This window comes from Providencia hangzhouensis (assembly GCF_029193595.2).
Lineage (GTDB): Bacteria > Pseudomonadota > Gammaproteobacteria > Enterobacterales > Enterobacteriaceae > Providencia > Providencia hangzhouensis.
In genome coordinates this window covers 1,180,863-1,201,289 of record NZ_CP135052.1, presented here as the reverse complement: position 1 = coordinate 1,201,289, position 20,427 = coordinate 1,180,863, and the positions used below count along the sequence as shown (strand labels likewise).

The window sequence follows — 20,427 nt, the reverse complement described above, 5'->3', positions numbered from 1 at the left end:
TTAAACACATTTTACGTAAAATGTTAGAAAGTTAATACTTTATCTGCCGTTAATGTCCAGCTTGCAAGCTCGACTAACGTGCCTACCTCAACACCATCAGCAAGGGTTAACTCACTTACACCTCGGGCATCTGTACAAGTTTTACATAATTTAACGGGGACATTTTGTGCCGTTAAAATCTCTAACATTTGTTGAAGATTATAGCCTTCTTTCGGCTTTTGAGCTGCCAAACCTGCGGTCACAGCATCTGACATCAGAAATATTTTTAAATCTAACTGCGGCTCTTGCTCTTTTAACGTTATCGCTAATCGCAATGAGTTGAACAATGTTTCACTGCCGTAAGGTGCGCCATTAGCAATAATCAAAATAGAGGTCATATTGTACTCCACTTATTCAGTTTGAATGGGTTTTAACCGGATTGCGGTATTACATTTTAGTGTTTCTAATAGTGTATCAACCAATGTAATTGTATGTTGATTAGTATTAAAATTTTCTGATTGGAGTAGCCAGTTTTCTAACAAACCAGACATTAATGAACGGATCATAATCGCAGCACATTCCACATCAAGATCAGCAGGAAGTTGACCTGCATCAATACAGGCAGTCAAGTTATCAACTATTCGACATTGACTTGCGACATAATTAGCGCGTTTAAAATCAACTAACTCTGCCATTTCGCCAACTAATTCACACTTCAAAAAGAAAATTTCCATCAAAGCGCGGTTTTTAGGGCTTTCAATAAAATCAGTCAAAATATAAACTAATAATTCTCTTAGTATTGAAAGTGGATCATTGGTATATTTAGAACGATAATATTCTTCAGCTTGTACTATTTGGTTATCACCAAATTCACAAGCTTGATAAAAAAGATCAACTTTGTTTTTGAAATGCCAATATATTGCACCTCGGGTAACCCCCGCTGCTTTTGCAATATCGGCTAATGATGTGGCAGAAACTCCTCGTTCAGAGAATGTTTTGATGGCAGCATCTAATATTTCCTGACGGGTTTCTTCAGCCTGTTGTTTAGTTTTTCGTGCCATTGTGACCCGTTTCTATCGAAAGCTGATTTACATACATTCGTGTATGTTTGTACTATAGCATAGTGATAAATCATATTGTTTACCATTTTTCTTATTTTTGTTTTGAACTCATATTGATTAATTGAGGTTAACTTATGCGAAAAAACAGAGGGGTGTTACCTCTGGCTCTGTTAGTTCTTTCAGGTGGCTTGGCTTTATCTGGTTGTAACGATGAACAACAAGGTGGCGGAGAACGCCCGGCGCCTGAAGTAGGAATTGTTACGCTTAAAGCCGAACCTCTGACTCTCAAAACCGAGTTACCAGGCCGTACATCCGCATTTCGTGTTGCCGAGGTTCGCCCTCAGGTTAGTGGCATCATATTGAAACGCAACTATAAAGAAGGTAGCGACGTAGAAGCAGGGACATCTTTATACCAAATTGACCCAGCACCATTCCAAGCAACCTATGACAGCGCAAAAGCGGAACTTGCAAAAGCACAAGCCAATGCGAATCTGGCTGCATTAACGGTGAAGCGTTATAAACCATTGTTAGGTACTAATTACATTAGTCGTCAGGAATACGACGAAGCAACCTCAACCTATGCACAAGCACTTGCTGCCGTCAAAGCGGCTGAAGCTGCGGTTGAAACGGCACGTATCAACCTGAATTATACCAAAGTAACTGCACCGATCAGCGGCCGTACCGGTAAATCGAATGTGACTGAAGGGGCTTTAGTATCTACAGGACAAGCCACTGAATTAATGCGTGTTCAGCAACTTGATCCTATCTATGTTGACGTAACACAATCGAGTGACGATTTTTTACGTCTCAAAAATGAGATAGCGAAAGGCGCTGTACAGCGAGAATCAGGGAAAGCACCTGTCAGTTTGATCAACAACAACGGTCAAGAATACGCACAAAAGGGTGTTCTGGAATTCTCTGATGTCACTGTTGATGAAACAACAGGGTCTATCACCATGAGAGCCATGTTCCCTAACCCGAACAAAGAGTTACTTCCAGGTATGTTTGTTCGTGCTGTATTAGAAGACGGTGTTATTGAAAAGGCGATTCTAGTTCCACAACAAGGCTTGACTCGTACGGCTCAAGGAACTTCTCAAGTCATGGTTGTTGGCGCAGAGAATAAAGTTGAAGTCAGAAAAGTTAAAGCAGGACAAGCAGTTGGCAACAAATGGCTGGTAACTGAAGGTCTACAAGCAGGTGATCGTGTCATTGTCATCGGCTTACAAAAAATCAAACCAGGAATTGTTGTGAATCCTAAGGAAGCAAACTTAGAAACGCAATCCATAGACAATCAGGCAAAACCTGAAGAAAAGTCTAAATAAGGGAGCGGCTGATTAATGCCTAAGTTTTTTATAGAAAGACCAATTTTTGCGTGGGTAATTGCAATTATCACCATGCTTGCTGGTCTGTTGGCAATTATCCAGTTACCTGTTTCGCAGTACCCGACCATCGCGCCACCGGCTGTTTCTATTTCAGCTAACTATCCGGGAGCGGATGCTGAGACGGTACAAAATACAGTAACGCAGGTTATCGAACAGAACATGAACGGTATCGATAACTTGGTATATATGTCATCGAGCAGTGATTCATCAGGTTCTGCTAGCATTACGCTGACATTTGAAGCAGGAACTGATGGTGATATCGCGCAAGTACAGGTGCAAAACAAATTGCAACTGGCGATGCCATTGTTGCCACAAGAAGTTCAGCAGCAAGGTATTAGTGTCGATAAATCAACTAGTTCATTCTTAATGGTTGCGGGTTTCGTTTCTAGCGATGGCTCAATGGGGCAATACGATATTGCCGACTACGTAGGGTCAAATATTAAAGACCCACTTAGCCGAGTTAACGGTGTAGGTGAAACTCAACTGTTCGGTACCCAATATGCAATGCGTATTTGGTTAAAACCAGAGCAACTCGTTAAGTACAACATGACCACAACGGATGTCATTAATGCGATCAAGGTACAAAATAACCAAGTCGCAGCAGGGCAACTCGGTGGTTCACCGTCTGTAGCAAACCAGCGTTTAAACGTTTCTATCATTGCGCAGACACGTTTAAATAGCCCTGAAGAATTTAGCAATATTCTATTACGTGTAAACCAGGATGGTTCACAAGTGCGTATTAAAGATGTTGCTGATGTCCAATTAGGTGCTGAAAACTATAGTACGATTGCCCGCTTTAATGGTAAGCCTGCAGCAGGTATCGGTATTAAACTGGCAACCGGAGCGAACGCATTAGATACGTCTAATAACGTCCGCGCTGCGCTTGAGGAAATGAAGCCTTTCTTCCCTCAAGGATTAGAGATTGTTTATCCATACGATACGACCCCATTCGTTAAAATTTCAATTAACGAAGTGGTTAAAACGTTAGTAGAAGCAATCATGCTGGTTGTTGTCGTTATGTATTTGTTCCTACAAAACATCCGTGCAACACTGATACCAACGATTGCAGTACCTGTCGTATTGTTAGGTACCTTTGCTATCTTGTCGGCATTTGGTTATTCCATAAACACCTTGACCATGTTCGCGATGGTACTCGCCATCGGGCTTCTCGTCGATGACGCCATCGTCGTTGTTGAGAACGTTGAGCGTGTTATGCAAGAAGAAGGCTTGTCACCAAAAGAAGCGACCAAAAAATCAATGGGTCAAATCCAAGGTGCGTTAGTCGGTATTGCAATGGTGCTGTCTGCGGTATTTATTCCTATGGCCTTCTTTGGAGGTTCTACAGGGGCAATTTACCGTCAGTTCTCAATTACCATTGTATCCTCCATGATCTTATCAGTACTGGTTGCGATGATCTTAACACCAGCACTGTGTGCCACCATGTTGAAGCCAATTGAAAAAGGCAGCCATGGTAGCCAAAAAGGATTCTTTGGGTGGTTTAACCGCACATTTGAAAAACAAGCACACCACTACACCGACAGTGTAAGCCGTATGCTTAACGGCACGGGCCGTTATTTAGTGATTTACCTGCTGTTAGTGGTTGGTATGGCGTTCATGTTCGTCCGCTTACCGTCTTCTTTCTTACCAGCGGAAGACCAAGGGGTATTCTTGTCAATGATCCAATTACCACCAGGATCAACGCAAGAACAAACCCAAGCGGTATTGGATGAAGTGAATAACTACTACCATACCGAAGAAGCCAAAAACGTTGAGTCGGTCTTTACCGTTGGGGGCTTTAGCTTCGCAGGTCAAGGTCAAAATATGGGTCTCGCTTTCGTCGTTCTGAAAAATTGGAGCGAACGTAAAGGCGATGAAAACCACGTTGATGCGATTGTACAACGTGCAAATATCGCACTGTCACAAAAACAAGAGGCACTGATTTACGCCTTTAACCTACCAGCGATTGTTGAGTTAGGTACCGCAGACGGGTTTGACTTTGAGTTAGTCGATAAAGGTAACTTGGGGCATGATAAACTGATGCAAGCCCGCAACCAGTTACTTGGATTAGCTGCTCAGCACCCAGAAATGCTTCAAGGTGTTCGTCCAAATGGTCAGGATGATACCTCGCAATACCGTATTTATATTGACCAACAAAAAGCACAGGCTCAAGGTGTCGCTATCAGTGATATCAATGCAACATTGAGTTCTATGTTTGGTGGAAGCTACGTGAATGACTTTATCGACCGTGGTCGTGTGAAGAAAGTTTACGTACAAGGTGACGCAGAAAGCCGTATGTTACCTTCTGACATCAGTAACCTGTATGTTCGCAATAACCAAGGTAAAATGGTTCCGTTCTCTGCCTTTATGGACGAATCCAAAGATCCTTGGAAGTATGGTTCACCGCGTTTAGAGCGTTATAACGGTGTCCCTGCGATGAACATTCAAGGTCAGGCAGCTCCAGGGAAAAGTACTGGTGATGCGATGCTGTTAATGGAAAAACTCACCACTGAAAACCTGCCTGAAGGAATTGGTTACGAGTGGACAGGTATGTCATATCAAGAACGCTTAGCAGGTAACCAAGCCCCTGCTCTGTACGCAATCTCCTTGATAGTGGTCTTCCTGTGTTTGGCGGCTCTCTATGAAAGCTGGTCAGTTCCATTCTCAGTTATGTTAGTCGTTCCATTAGGTATTATTGGTGCGTTACTGTTTACCAGTGTTCGTGGTCTAGACAACGACGTTTACTTTAAAGTGGGCCTCTTAACAACCATTGGACTCTCGGCGAAAAACGCAATCTTGATTGTTGAATTCGCCAAAGACTTGATGGAAAAAGAAGGTAAAGGGTTAGTCGAAGCAACACTTAATGCAGTTAAAATGCGTTTACGACCAATTCTGATGACATCTTTAGCATTTATGTTAGGTGTTATCCCACTGGTGTTTAGTAACGGTGCAGGTTCTGCATCCCAGAACTCAGTAGGTACTGGTGTTCTTGGGGGAATGTTTGCCGCAACCTCATTGGCTATCTTCTTCGTTCCTGTATTCTTCGTGGTGATCCGTCGCCGTTTCTCGAAGAAATCAGAAGATGTTGAACACAGCCATCCACCAACAGCACAATAATTGCTGATCGATAAATCGAAAAGAGCCACTCATGTTGTGGCTCTTTTTTTATATATTAATTTAATACTGACTTGTTGTAGATAACATGGCGAAATGAGGTTTATCCTGCTCTTTGGATGCAGTTTGAATTTCAAAGTCTTCCTGAGTAAAATCTATTCGATTCAACAACTCCCCTAATAAAGCTATCTTATCATTGATATTAAAATAGCTTCTGAAATGCATTGATAAAGACATTAAACCGTGACTCGCCAAAGCTTGTTCAGCTAATAAACTCACATCAATGTGTTGATCTGTTCCATCAATTCTAAGTTGTAGATGACGATAAGAGTGAGCCTGTAAACCATAAATTCCACGGATATAAAGAGATGTATTATTTATTGAATCTGTAATAACCAAGTCATCTCCTTGGCGATTAATAAAAATCTCCTTCAATTGGTTTTTTATGGGTAGGATAAGCAAATCAACAATTCGGTCTACCGAATAATTATCAATAATAATCGTTTGATAACGCTGCCAATCTACTTTTTTAAACTGATAAGTATCGGAGCCCTCACCACCATTAAGAATTAAAACAGAAACATCGCCTAATGCTGCAGGAATAACGACATCATCCTCCGGTGTTCCTTTAATAATTAATGATAAGCCTAATTGTTCATGAGATGATGTTGGATGATAAATAATTGCATTTTCTTCTGTTAACAGCATTAAGCCATCCGCTATTTTTTGCACTGACTTAAAAGTAAGCTCAGGGTATAAATCAACATGCTTAGGTAATTTATTGGGAAATCGAAGAACACCCTGACTATCGAAAATATTGTTAAACTTCATCTCTCCAATCGCGTTTATTCGATATAGCTTCTTTGATTTTGAATCAAAAATAACGCCATATTGTTTATCGTGATCAAAATCGATAATTTGTAACTCACTTTCTAACGAAAATGAAGGCGCAACAACAACCATCTCGTTAAAATACCATGCTGGTAATATGCGTTCCCCATTAGTATCTTTTAATCCAAACAATGCAATGGGGTCCTTTTCATTGGAAAATTGAGCAAAACGCTCCCATTTCAAAGGCTCTCTCGCAAACCAGTCTTTATTGAGGGCAACTAATTGTGTACTACCATTCGCATTCAGTTGCCTAACAAAGCCTTCTTTTTGGATAACAAGGAGCTCCCCTTGCCAGTGCGTGACATTTTCTATTCCACTCAAATTTAAACGAAAGGCACTAGGCTTATTTGGCTTAATAATATCTTACCCTAACCCTTTTTGATAAAAAATGGTATCTTCTTTTCGGCTATAAAAGAAAAAGGCTTCCTTTCCATTTTCCTTTAATAAACTTCCTATTAATTCCAAGTCCTTAGGAGGAAACCAATACCATAAATCGTACCTCGGATTATAGCGTCCCAGGCTTGTTGCAAATATTTTTGCAAGTGTAGGTTTAATTCTATAACGCTTTAATTGAAACACCGCCTCTTTACCATCGTTAATAGGCAGAGGGAACCTCTCTCGCCAAACTTTTTCTAATGGAGTATTTTTTGCGAGCTCACAATCAATATATTTTAGCTCTTCTTTACTTATCGAAATCCATTCATGCAAAAACTGCTGTTCATACGCCATCTTTCTTTCTAAATTGGCTTTAACCAGTGTTCCACTCTCATTGCGTAGCCAGTAATGATGCCAAAAACCATTTTCATCAGTGCCCTCTATCATCACCGTGTTCGCTATGCTGGGTTTGATTGTAATTGTCTTTTGATATTCAGGACTCATATTTCGACGAGCTAAATAGTCATGGCCACTAAATTGCTTACGTTGTTCAAGTGATAATAATGTTTGTGTGTCATGTAAGTTATCGAGTAATAATCTGTTATTCACAACGCTCACAAGCTCTAATTTATCACCCTGTATTAGCCTATAGGTATTTTCAACCGTACTGCCAGTACTTCTTTCTGTTAATGTTATATATAGTTGGTCATCAACCAATGTGACTTTAATAATTTCTGCATCTAAACCTAAAACCATATTCGCTTTAAGTTGAGTCAGTAAAGAACCTGTATTTATATCAACCTGCCAAATTACTGATTCCACTGATGAATAAAAATAGGCTGTATCCCCATTAATTTTTATTAGTTGTGCCGAATGATTTTCTTTATTTTTTGAGTGAGTAAAAATGACCCGATCATATTGAACATCATAAAATGCACGTCCCACGTTTAAACCGTTATATTGATAATTATCGATGGCAACATACTGGCCGTTAAGCTTATTTTTAATTGATAAATCATGAAGATGCTGTTTAATTGTCTGGCTTTTGTTTACCCATTGACTACCATCTACATTAATAACCTTTGCAGTCTTATTAATAAAATCTATTTCACATACTTCATGTTGAGCATTGACCAGCAAAATCGAATTATCCGCCACCGATGTATCAACATGGATAGTAATGCCGCTAATTTTAATGTGATCATCCATGATTTGAATAACATGCTCTTTTCCATCACTTTCTATTAAACTCGTATCAATTATCCAGCTAGATTGTTTTCCATACATAGCCCCCTCAATTAACGTAAGAGATGCACCATAATTAACTGTAATTTGATATTCCCCACCATTACCAGTGACAGCGTGCGTAATATACCCTTGCCATGGAATAGGCATTTTAGGAACGGCTATTTGCCTATTTTGGCTATCTAGATTGACATGAATGGTAGTATTTTCATATTCATGCTCTAAAGTGGTGATAACATACTCTAGGCCACAATAAAAAAAATCAAAATAGAATTGATAGCGTTCTTCCATTCCTCTCAAAATAGAAAAACCATTATCCCCTCGAGAAGTTCCACCAAAAAGAGAGCTATATCTGTAACGAATGAACGATCTAGGTACAACTGGTAATATAACTACCCCAGTTTGATTTCCATTAAAGAATACTCTTGACTCAGTAACACCAACAGCTTCTCTAATATTAATTGCATGTGATTTATCGATCTCAGCACTTGGCCCTGATTGAAAATCATTCAACCAGCAATGCTCTATATACCACTTTTTTTTCACACCTCGATATATATATTGGCTACCAAGGTCAAAATAGCCATTTTTGAAATCTAATTTCTCGATGACAATATTGGGTGTTGGTATCAAAAATCCTTTTTTTACATCATAACTTATCGCTGCATTTTGATAGTCTCGTTGATAAATCGCGAATTCTTCCCCTACAGCAACAGCTTTTTGTGCGTGTCTTTCATTAATATTAACCAGTTCGGTGATACCAATACCTATTCCCATAAGTGGTACAGCTAATGGCCCTGCAACACCTGCCACCGTTTCCGCACCAAGTAGAGATGCTCCCGTACTTACAATACCTAACCCTAATGATGATGAATCAAAAGCTAGTTGAGTACCAAATACAGCTCGCTGAGTTTCATTTTGTGCATTCGCTAACTCATAAATATCGAAACCAACCATAGCTCCTTGGAAAATAACCCCTAACCCTTCATTCGCTGTACGTACTAGAGACGAAGAAAAGCGATTCATTACTGATTTCGCCACTCCATTCCCTTCACACCATAATGAATATGCAATTTTTCCAGTTTTCACGGCATCATTGATAGCACCATGGGCCATCATAGAATAGCTAATATAACTATGAATACGCAGTGCTGTTGCTAAATTAGATGTTGGCCTAGAAGAAACCACTGACTGTCGATTTCTATTCTCCGACCATTGAATGATTGCTTGTATTCCCATCGCTATATTGAGGCCATCCACATGTTCTGTACCCTCAATATCTCTTTCACATTGCAACTCCCCATCACTAAAAGAATAATGACTCTTTAACATAGCCATTTGCTTGTGAAAATATTCTTTAAACTCAATAAATGTTGTGTCTTTCGTTTCGGCCCAATATATCTTTTCCTCTATCCCTTGATGTATAAATTGAATACGATATCGGCCATCTTCCAAATTCTCAACATTTTCAAAAACAGGTAACCATTTTTCATCTAGTTGATGACTTTTGCACACTTCATTAATTGAGTATTCAAGACGTTCCCCCCATTTTTCTGACTCCAAAATAATTAAGGATGTTTGTATTTTCTTATCTTTTTCTATTAAAGACTGATGTTCTAGAATACTCTCCATTTTCTTATGTAGAGAAATAGATTCCATTAAATTATCTGAATAAACCAAATCGGAAACAGTTAAACCACTACCAATTTGTACTTCAGACATTTTTCCCGTATTAATAGAGACCAATTCAAAACTACTATTTAAAACCGCATACTGCTCTGCCATCTTGTTTTTAAATAAAAACTTATTTAAAGTTGAAAATAACTTATCAGAATCATTAAAGGCATAAATACCAAAGTTTGGATCATAAAAATAATAATTAATTTCATTACCATTTTTGACTTTACCTAACAACATCGAGTGTGTTTTGCTATTTAGCGCATAAATATTTCCTTGTTCAGCATTAATCAGAATTTCTTTTATTTCATTTAACTCAAATTGGCCAATTATAGTTGATGCGTGTGCCGCCTCTATATTTACATGAAGTTCTTTTAACGCAGCTTGTAACAAAGTTGAATTCGGCTCCGTTGGTGATGCCCCAGCTAAAAACATCTTATTAAGCAATTTATTTGCACCCTCACTGCCCTCTAAGGCTAATGCAACAGCCATTGTCCTAACTAAAGAGTAACAACGCCCCCCTGAATTATCATCCATTAAATATAAATAAAAATCTTGTGGTGCGAGGCGTTTTTCAATATAACCGCTATCTCTAAAGATTGAATTAAATTTATAAGTAAAATCTAAAACATCATAAATAAAACCTGAATTTTCTCTCGAGGTTATATACTGAGCTAATACTCCGCACTCAATGGCGGTAAACTCATTCTCAAAGTTAAATATTTCCGCCTTTACTGATAATATATTATTATTAAATTTATCAATAACATACATACATGGAAATAACAGTGGATCCGTAACAAATCGCTGAATATCTTGGCTTATTCTATGCTTTTTAAGCATCATACTGTCAAAAAGACTATTTTTTAAATGACCATCACGCTGAACTTGCGCAACTAAACTAGGATTATTCGTATCGTAGCCTACTTTTTTTAATACTTTAGGTAAGATTTGTTTTACTGGGCGATCTGTTAATAAAGCTTCTGTAATAGTGTCTGCAATGACCTGTGACCTGGCTTGCCCATGGCTTGTTGACTGACCTTTTGGTGTTTCCGAATAAGAAATACCAGTATCCATTTTTTGCATACCAACTGGTGTATGTTCAATAAATGCATCAGAAGGAATTAATGTATTAAGTCGCTGGGTAATTTCCTTTGCATGCTCAAGCCCCGATTCAGATAAGTAAATAACTGCTTGGTCCGTTTGTATACCAAATTTTCTAGGCCCCATAATTTTGGCTTGTTCTATACACTGAGGTGACGGCTCATGAAATAACTTCACCAAAGATTTTGCCAGCCGATTAATATATTTTTTATGTATATTTATAGTTAACCTAGCATTTATACTAGAGCGAAGTTTCATTCTTTTTTTTAAATTTTTAGGGAGAATACGCAGTGCTTGTGAACTTAATAAATCGGAATCAACAAGGTTAGATAATTCAATATCCTCTTTACCTTGAACTCTTATATCGACATCATGATTTCCTGTTGATAAATCTCTTATATAACCAATAAACTCCAACTCTTCTTGATTACTGAGTTTTTCAATACCAATAGGAACATCATTGTTATATAAAAAATAAGATTTTCTTTCTATTTCTTTCTTTAATTTATCATGTTTTTTCAATAAATCTGGAGACCATTTTCCTTCATGGCGATATTCATATTTAATCGCCTCAACTAGCATCATAATATTTTTATCAAGATTTATTTTATCCATTACATAAATGGCATGATTCAATAGAGAGCTATAGCTATCACCAGACATATTATTAAATCCCTTTATATTTAATTTTAAAACATAACAAGTAGTAATTTATTAGCAAGGAAAATGGAACTTATAAACGGCCAAAAACATAGTGTAACAATTATTTACATCATATTTTTCCGATTTTCCGATTTTACCTGAGTGCTAACGTATCATATTTTATTAAGCCAAACTAATTTTTGATTATTATAAAAAACGACTAAATACATTATGCTTTTAATCATTAAAGGATTTTTACAGCAAGGAGCTAATACCAATGAAGAAAACCATATCATTCACTCTACTAAGTTGTACTTTATTTCATACCACATCATTAGCCGAGGCCCCTGATATCACAAAAGCAAAAGTCATTAATATAGAAGCCCCTCTCAAAAATAACATCTCGTTTAATACCTTCGAAAGTCTCTCATCTAATGACGATGGTTTAATTTTTAATAATGATATTAACAGTAATACCAAGCTTAATAATAAGGCAGCAAAGCTTATTTTTGCAGAAGTAACAGGGACTGAAACAAGCAACTTACAAGGGATATTAGGAATAAAAGGGCAACGCGCCAACCTTGTTATCGCAAATCCTAATGGTATTTCATGGAAAGACGGTGCCGTTGATAATATTAATAGCCTCTCCTTAATTGCCGGTAAATTTGAAAAAAAATACATTAAAAACAAAGAGAAAGATAACCAGCTTGAACTCCAAAAATTGGAGGACTATAACCAACTGAAGTTTTCAACTCAACCTGCTAGCCAAATCAGTATTAGTCAGCAACAAGGAACTCCAATTCAACTATCAAAATTAAATATCGTTGCAGACCAAATAAAGCTGCAAAATACACTTAATATCCACTCTGCCATACAAAATTATATCAGCGCATCTGGTAATAGCACCCTTTCTCCTAGTGAAGGCATTGTCAAGTACAGCACAAAGTTCAAAACTGACATTCCTTATATTCAAGGAAATCATTTAGAGATGGATGAGCAAACTAAATTGACAGGTCGTAACATTGTACTTGAGAGTCACCAATATCACTGTAAAGATAATTTCCTTTGCCCACAGAATAAGATAGATATTCAAGGAGTTATAAACACGATGAGTTTCTCTGTGCGCGGAGATGCAGACATTATTTTTTCTGATACAGGTGTGATAAAAATAGGGAAAAACCAACAGGCTCTTATTGCTAAAACAACGCAATAATCTCAATTTAGCGTACAACAACAAATAACGGCCTCAAAAAGAGGCCGTTAAGTTAAGATGAATTGATACTAAGTTACATCCAGATAAACCAAGCAAACAATGAAATCACAAGGATACAAGCCACGTTTAATACCGCACCAACACGTACCATTTCAATTTGCCTAATATAACCGGAACCGAACACAATCGCATTTGGCGGTGTAGCAACCGGCAACATAAACGCACAGGATGCACCAATCCCAATAATCATAGTTAATACAATGACTGGCATACCTAATGCTTCAGCAACTGTTGCAAAGATTGGTACTAATAAAGCTGCACTCGCCGTATTACTGGTAAACTCAGTCAAAATGATAATAAAGGTAGTAACAGCTAGAATAATAACAAACCAGTGGCTTTCACCGAATGTCATTTGCATCCAGTCTGCCATGATCTTACTTGCCCCAGAAGAACTTAAAATTGCGCTGAGTGTTAAACCACCACCAAACAGCATCAATACGCCCCACTCGGTATTTTTCTGAATTTGAGACCAGCTAGCAACACCTGTTACACCAATTAAAATCGCAGCACTCATCGCAATGATTGTATCTAAATCTTTTACACCACCTAATGCATCACTAATAAACGTACTCGTGATCCAACAAACTACGGCTAAAAGGAAAATCGTCATTGCTGTAATACGCTTGCCATTCCACTCAACATGTTCTAACTCAATTTGAAAACGATGTTTCAGGTTTGGACGTAACATCATGTACATCAATACAAACATCATTGGTAGTAACACCACCATGATTGGAATACCATATTTCATCCATGATAAGAAATCTAAACCTAAAGCCGCAGCCGCAATCGCATTTGGAGGGCTACCTACAATCGTGCCTAAACCACCGATACTTGCACTATAAGCAACACCTAATAGTACAAACACGAAAGTATTACGTTCATGACGTACATCGAGATTAGACAGTATACCTAATACTAGTGGTAGCATCATTGCAGCTGTTGCTGTGTTACTAATCCACATAGAAAGTAACGCTGTTACACCAAACAGCAATAATACCGCGACTGATAAGCGCCCTCGAGCTGCCATTAGTAAGCGATTTGCAATTAGCCTATCAAGGCCTTGGATATGTAAAGCCGTCGCTAATGCAAAGCCACCGAAGAATAAGAAAATAATCGGATTTGCAAATGATTTCAATGCATCCCCTGTATTCATCAGCCCTAAGCCTACTGCCAAGATCGGAATACACAGTGCAGTAATGGTGACATGGATAGCTTCAGTTAACCAAAGCACACCGATGAAAACCATCATTGCAAGACCTGCATTTGCTTTATCATCAAATGGTAAATATTTTAGTAATAAAATTAAGAGTACGATATCAACAGCTAAGATTATCCATCCCCGTTTATTCGAGGGGGTTGGGCTCACTGATGGTGTTAAAGATTCTGAAGCGTCCATGTTTACTCCATAGCTTTGGAAGCAAGTTTATTTTTAGCGCATATTGTTAATAATTATTTATAAGCTGTGAAATATAGAGTTAATTTATTGAGATGAAAATGTGGATAAGCTAAAAGTGCGATCTACCCCGCGCAATTTTTTGTATTTTTAATATCTCTACCGAGAAATGTTCTATTTTGTAAGCAAATAACCGCATAAATTAACAGTTTCAATTGACAGAACAATTGCGCTAATACGCCAACGCACCAGTCAGCAGTTAATTCCACCCAAAGCAAAATAAATGATATCGATGAATAAAAAACAAACTTAAATTAAAATATCAACCAATGAAACTAGACAACTAATTAAGCTAGCCAGTTAAACTCCGGCTAGCTTAGCTTAACTAATTCATACCTGCTTTATCCCACTAAAACAGGCGCAGTAACCAACGAAGGCTGTATTATATCCTGATGTCTAGACATGCTTTCACGATGGTTTAATGATGATGTCATTGATGCAAGCTGTGCTAACTGATTGTCATGAGACAGCAGTATTTCTTCATCAGACTCATTCGGTGTATTAGTAACCATCAGCCCATCAGTCAATAAATAACTATCTACAATAGTTTTTACCCTAATATCTCCGTTAGAATTTAAAAATCGCAGTTTAAGGTGTTCATATCCTTGAGCATTAGTAGCAAATATCCGCCTAATAATAAGTATGCTATTTGTATTTATATCCGTTAGAATAAGGTCATCCCCTAGGCGATTCACAGCTAGAGAGTTCATATCGTCAACAGGTAAAACAAGTGTATCTGTCAAACGATCGCTCGCATTATTATCAATGATAATTGCTTGATAATGTAGCCACGCCGCTCTAGAAATAACATAGCTATCTTCTTTGTCTCCCGCACTTAATATAATATTTTTTACATTATTGATAACTGGTGGGTTGATTATATCCCTTGAATTTCCACCGTTAATTAATAAAGATGATGAGAATTCCTCTTTATTACTATCTGAATTATTCTCTCCCTTACTGTAATATAAAATCTCATCATTAGTTGTATACATTAACAATCCATTTTTTAATTTTTTAACTGTATCAAATTTAATATTTGGGTATATCTCATACATTGAAGGTAGTGATAAAGTATTTTTTAAATTATTTTTATCAAAAGCTTTAACTAAAGCAGCTTCATTTACAATTGGTTGCCAATAAAGTTTTTTATTTTCCATATCAAAAATAATTGCTGCTGAACGGTACTCGTCTATTCCTAAATATTGCAATGTATTCTTTGATGATAATTGATATGCAATAACAATACTTTTATTTTCATACCAAGCAGGAATAATAGCTTGATTATCACTCATTTTTAATCCAAGTAAAGCATATACTCCTTGATTTGACTCTAATTGACCAAAATCTTCCCACCATCTTGTTGAATGTGAATCAAACCACTTTTGATTTAGTGCCACAGGTTGAATATTACCTTGAGCGTTAATTTGACTCACAATGCCATTATTACTAATAATTAAAATTTTACTTTGACTGAATATAACACTCTCAATATTTTCGGTTTCTATCCTTTTGATTTCTTGCTTTTCTATTTGAAAGAAATTTGGGTTTTCTCCAACTTGTCGATATATTGATTTTTCCTTATGACTATAAAAAAAGAATACTTCTTTCCCATCATTGTTTAATAAAAACCCAACAAACATTAAATCTTTAGGCTCAAATAATTCTTTGTTATCGAGAGCAAGATTATATGAAGTAACATTTGGCCTTATGATAACACCGTCTCTTTCTCTTAACCAATAATGATATATATTATTATTTTTATCAATTCCTGATATTTGGATGACATCAGCCAGCTTCACACTTTTACTATATATTGTTTTTTTATCTTTTACTTTATCAATTAACAATAAATACTTACCAAAAATCATATCTGAAATATCCTTAGGTATGACCGATTTTTCTTCAAATAACTGATAATGAGTCAGCTCATCAATAGAAACACTAACTAATATAATTTCATTTCCATTTATCATATAATTTGCGACTTCATGAACTCCTTCACTAGGATAACGACATGAGAAATAAATATTTTCATTACTAACCCATAACTTAGTTAATTCAAAATTCCGCTGAGCATTATTATTAATAATATACGTATATTGAACTTTATTATCCTGATCAACTAACCACAATATATTATTATCTTTTGAGTAAAAACATGCCCCCGTCCCTAATGGAGAAAATAGATCAGCATTTTTAGTATATTGTTCCGATGAGTCAGTGAAAATATATCTCCCTGTAGAAACCTGATAAAATGCTCGGCCTACATTAACATTCCCAAACTGATAATTTTCAATTAATACGTACTGCCCCATAATTTTATGTTGTTCATTTAATTTATTTAAATGATTAGATAACTCTTCATTATGTCCGACCCACTTATTTCCATCTTCGCCAATTAAATTTACATCTAAGTTTAAAAAATCCACTTTATAAACTTCATTATTATTATTAATGTATAAAAAATCTTTTTTTGATACTGATTGGTCTATTTTTATTTTTACTCCACCTACATCTATACGGTCAGAACTAACAATAATGTCATTTTTACCTAATAACCCTCCACTAATTATCCAGTGAGAAGTCGATAACTTATTTGAGTCATCAATCAATTCTATTTCTGCACCTATTTGTGGACTAATTTTATATACTCCACCATCACCCTTTATCGAATATTTAATTTTCCCATGCCACTCACTGGGTATTTTTGGAATAACTAAATGTCTATATTGATTATTTAATTTTATTTCTATTTCTGTATCTACATATTCATGGAATATCTGAGTGATAGTATTTTCACTTGGAAATATATAAAAGTCATAATCAAATTTATCTGTGTTTTCTAAACGACGAATAACATCAAACCCACTATCATGACGTGTTGTTGCTCCTGGCCATAAATTGTAATCATATTTAATATACGATTTTGGCGTGATAGGTAAGGCAATTATTTGTGCATCTAAATAGCCATACTGTCGGCTACTCATGTTATATCCGATACCTTTACGAATATTAATTGCCTGTTGACGGTCATGTACCATTGTAGGGAAATTACCCGCCCAAAAAATATAATTTTTCCGTCCGCCTCCTGCAGAATGTGCGCTAGTCCTATAGATATACTGGCTATCAAATTCAATTTGGTTATTTCTAAGATCTATTGTTTTAAAAACTGCACCAGCGCGCGGAAGAACAATACTTTTATCAGGTAAGTAATCATATCCGTTATTTTTATATGCTTGGTCTAACTGATAGAAATATCTACCTACCGATTTAGCATCTTCTCCTATCACTGCATAATTACGCGCCAAACCAGTGAAACCAATACTTAACCCTGCAAAAATAACCCCAGCTCCCCCCATAAATACTGAAGCTTCCGTTACTCCTAAAGCACCGGTTCCTAAACTGAGTCCTCCTGTGACAAAACTCGCAGAGTCAAAAGCAAGTTGTGTACTAAATATAATCTTATGAGGTTCATCTTTTGCATAGGTCAATTCATATATATCAAAGCCGACTAAGGTACCATTAAATAAAACAGTAACACCTTCATTTACTGTTTGAGCTAATGAAGTAGAAAACAGACTAATATTTTTAGCTTCATAGCTAATATTTTCATTTAACCCACTACGAATTATACCTACAATTTTAGCTAAATCATTCAGAGCTCCATGAAATATCATTCCATAATTAATATAACTATGTATTTTCAATGCTAATGCTAAGTTAAAATTATCATTATTCATTCCGTTTCTATTATGGTTTTTATCTGAATACCATAGCATCAAAGACTGAATAGCTATTCCTGCATTTAATCCATCGAACGATGGCTCATTGATATTATATTCACTGTTATTATCTATATTCTTTTGGGGAATTAATTTTTCCCCATCAAAAAAATAACTTTCTCCAAATAATGCTACTTGCTTTTCATAATAATGATTAAACTCTTTAATTGTCGGGTCATCCATTTCAATCCAATGGCTTTTTTCAGGATCATCATAATCTATAAATTGAAGTTGATATTTACCTTTTTCATTCTCTTTCAGTGTGGAAAATATAGGCACCCATTTTCTATTAAATTGGTACTTCATTGATAAATTAGTCAAAGAAGTTTCTAAACGGTATCCCCATTGTTGGGCTTCTAACATAGCCAATGTTCCTTTCAATTGAATGTCTCTTTGAATCGCAAGTTGTTTATTAACGATACTACTAGTTTTGCTTTCACGTTTAGTAATTAAACTCAATGAAATAGGCTCACTTAAATGAGTTACACTTAACCCATTACCCACCGGAACACTCGACATATCATCTGTAATAATTGAAATCACTTCAAAAACCGGATCTTTATTGCTCCCAAAGGCTGAGTAAAAATCAGCCATTTTGTTATCTACCATAAATTTTTTAAATGCTGAAAATAGTTCTTTACTATTATTAAACGAAAACAAACCGAAGTTAGGGTCATAAAAATAGTAGTGTGATTTTTTATCATTTATAGTTTTACCAATAAGCATCGAGTGATTTTGGCTATTAATAGCAAACATCATTGTTTTTTGCTTCGCCTCTAATAAATTCTGTGTCTCTTTGATATTAATTCTACCATGAGAAAATGATGCCTCTATTGCTTCCACATTCGAATGTAATCGCTCCAATGCCGTTTTTATTAATATTGAATCATTATCTTTAGGATTCGCTGATGCTATATAAAGTTTATTAAATAAAGTATCCGCGCCTTTTTGATCATCTTTTGCTAATGCAACTGACATAGCTCTAACCAAAGGGTAACAACGCCCTCGAGAATCATCCCCTATCAAGGTTAAATAAAAATCTTGTGGCATTAATCGATTAATTTGACTGTTTAATGAATAAAATAATTCACTAACTTTTCCTGTTTCATTCAAAATATATTTTATATATTCGGCATGACCTACATTATTAATTCTTTGATATAAAGCCCCTCGTTCTATAGGACTAAGGTCTTGAGTCAAATATAATTTTTTCAGTTCTATTGACGTCATATTCTTCTTTAATCCTGATATATTAACTTCTGAAAAACCGTCCATTCCCTCACTAAAACTATTTCTAAATGAAGGTTTATTAGAATTTTTATGAACAAAAACTAAATTTTCATATCGCTCATTGATTGTCTGTTTATATTCATTAATACCACCATATATTGATTGTTCTTCATTTTTAACAACAGCGTTCATGCCTTTACTTTTTTTTATTTCCCACCATAATTTACTTCTTTCTATTTGGTTCCCTTCAAATAGTATTCTATTATAATGATTATGATAAAGACTAATTTGAATATCACTTTGTGCTAATTTTCGTGTTAAAGATTTTATTTTAACTTTATCATCTATTGTTTTATTTATCTTCCCATTTAGTTCCTGAAGTTGTTTCTGCCATACCTCTTGGAAACTTTTTAACATTTTTACATGATTATTTATTTTTATACTTATAGATGTAATAAACTCAAGCCATGCTTTAGCGCTATCTAGTTTTCGTTCCGTTTCAAATATATTATTACCTTTCTCATCCATATATAAGCAATTGAATTTCTTTGCTATGGACAATATTTTAACATGTATATTTTCCCGAGTATTTTCAAATTTATTTTTATTTATACTATCCATTTTATTATTAGGAATATATTTTAATATTCTATTTTTTCCTTCTATTGCAAATGATTTCCTTTCACCTTTGTAATATTTAACCTCTTGTTTTTGTAAGACTAATTGCCAATCATTATTTACAAACTGCATATATGCTGTCGCATTACCATTTGTACCATCTTTTATTTTATAATCTTGATAATCAGCAGACATAACAACATCATCATATAAAATTGAACTATTCATTCTGCAATCATTATAGACTCGATAATGATCTTTATCATGATTGGTAACTATAATAGAATTTTTATTTAAAGTACCTGTAAATAAGAGAAACGTATCTGATGGTTTTTTAGGAATATCTACATAGGAGGGATATAAATGAGTTGCATCATAATTATTATTATTGAGTAAATAACTTTTAATTACAAACGGATCAGGCTGCTCGCTATCATAATAACTAATATCATATCGTGAGTTATCATATTTAGTTAATGTTATATCTCCTTTTTCTGCCGTTGAGCCAATTTTAATTAACTCGCTTGCATCTAGCGTATATTTATTGATGATTTCATTTATTTTTTCAATTACTTCTGTATATTTTTTTATTGTCATT

Annotated in this window: 9 protein-coding genes; 3 read left to right on the top strand and 6 right to left on the bottom strand. The window is 35.7% G+C overall.

The features are described from left to right. Positions 1 to 23: 23 nt before the first annotated feature. Complete coding sequence (locus PZ638_RS05175) at positions 24 to 377, bottom strand: DsrE/DsrF/TusD sulfur relay family protein (protein WP_004913652.1); 354 nt, start codon at positions 375 to 377, stop codon at positions 24 to 26. Positions 378 to 389: 12 nt separating this feature from the next. Then, complete coding sequence (gene acrR, locus PZ638_RS05170) at positions 390 to 1,040, bottom strand: multidrug efflux transporter transcriptional repressor AcrR (RefSeq protein WP_094960963.1); 651 nt, start codon at positions 1,038 to 1,040, stop codon at positions 390 to 392. Between the two features lie 134 nt (positions 1,041 to 1,174). On the opposite strand from acrR, the gene PZ638_RS05165 reads away from it, so the two are divergent. Then, positions 1,175 to 2,362, top strand: coding sequence for an efflux RND transporter periplasmic adaptor subunit (locus tag PZ638_RS05165; protein WP_004260432.1), 1,188 nt, complete (start codon positions 1,175 to 1,177; stop codon positions 2,360 to 2,362). A 15-nt stretch (positions 2,363 to 2,377) separates the two neighbouring features. Next, positions 2,378 to 5,536: an efflux RND transporter permease subunit gene (locus tag PZ638_RS05160; RefSeq protein WP_094960962.1), complete on the top strand. Its 3,159-nt coding sequence runs from the start codon at positions 2,378 to 2,380 to the stop codon at positions 5,534 to 5,536. 60 nt (positions 5,537 to 5,596) lie between these two features. On the opposite strand, the gene PZ638_RS05155 is transcribed toward PZ638_RS05160, so the two are convergent. Both PZ638_RS05155 and PZ638_RS05150 read right to left on the bottom strand, forming a co-directional pair. Continuing rightward, positions 5,597 to 6,745 (bottom strand): hypothetical protein, encoded by a 1,149-nt coding sequence (locus tag PZ638_RS05155; RefSeq protein ID WP_275612091.1) that lies wholly within the window; start codon positions 6,743 to 6,745, stop codon positions 5,597 to 5,599. A gap of 42 nt (positions 6,746 to 6,787) precedes the next feature. Then, the gene (locus tag PZ638_RS05150; protein ID WP_275612090.1) at positions 6,788 to 11,488 is read right to left on the bottom strand and encodes a TcdA/TcdB pore-forming domain-containing protein; all 4,701 of its coding nucleotides are present in this window, start codon (positions 11,486 to 11,488) and stop codon (positions 6,788 to 6,790) included. 256 nt (positions 11,489 to 11,744) lie between these two features. Between PZ638_RS05150 and PZ638_RS05145 the strand changes: the two genes are divergently transcribed. Next, positions 11,745 to 12,680 carry a two-partner secretion domain-containing protein gene (locus PZ638_RS05145; RefSeq protein WP_136133984.1) on the top strand — a complete coding sequence of 312 codons (936 nt, stop codon included), beginning with the start codon at positions 11,745 to 11,747 and terminating at the stop codon, positions 12,678 to 12,680. 73 nt (positions 12,681 to 12,753) lie between these two features. Here the strand turns inward: PZ638_RS05145 and PZ638_RS05140 are convergent, their stop codons facing one another. Both PZ638_RS05140 and PZ638_RS05135 read right to left on the bottom strand, forming a co-directional pair. Next, the gene (locus tag PZ638_RS05140) at positions 12,754 to 14,139 is read right to left on the bottom strand and encodes an SLC13 family permease (RefSeq protein ID WP_004260445.1); all 1,386 of its coding nucleotides are present in this window, start codon (positions 14,137 to 14,139) and stop codon (positions 12,754 to 12,756) included. A gap of 398 nt (positions 14,140 to 14,537) precedes the next feature. Next, entirely contained in the window at positions 14,538 to 20,426 is a 5,889-nt protein-coding gene (locus tag PZ638_RS05135) for a TcdA/TcdB pore-forming domain-containing protein (protein WP_161595546.1), read from the bottom strand. Between the last annotated feature and the right edge of the window lies 1 nt (position 20,427).

Bases quoted from the DNA above. Each gene is read 5' to 3' on its own strand.
- PZ638_RS05175 (WP_004913652.1), bottom strand. From the start codon at position 377: ATGACCTCTATTTTGATTATTGCTAATGGCGCACCTTACGGCAGTGAA.
- acrR (WP_094960963.1), bottom strand. From the start codon at position 1,040: ATGGCACGAAAAACTAAACAACAGGCTGAAGAAACCCGTCAGGAAATA.
- PZ638_RS05165 (WP_004260432.1), top strand. From the start codon at position 1,175: ATGCGAAAAAACAGAGGGGTGTTACCTCTGGCTCTGTTAGTTCTTTCA.
- PZ638_RS05160 (WP_094960962.1), top strand. From the start codon at position 2,378: ATGCCTAAGTTTTTTATAGAAAGACCAATTTTTGCGTGGGTAATTGCA.
- PZ638_RS05150 (WP_275612090.1), bottom strand. From the start codon at position 11,488: ATGTCTGGTGATAGCTATAGCTCTCTATTGAATCATGCCATTTATGTA.
- PZ638_RS05145 (WP_136133984.1), top strand. From the start codon at position 11,745: ATGAAGAAAACCATATCATTCACTCTACTAAGTTGTACTTTATTTCAT.
- PZ638_RS05140 (WP_004260445.1), bottom strand. From the start codon at position 14,139: ATGGACGCTTCAGAATCTTTAACACCATCAGTGAGCCCAACCCCCTCG.
- PZ638_RS05135 (WP_161595546.1), bottom strand. From the start codon at position 20,426: ATGACAATAAAAAAATATACAGAAGTAATTGAAAAAATAAATGAAATC.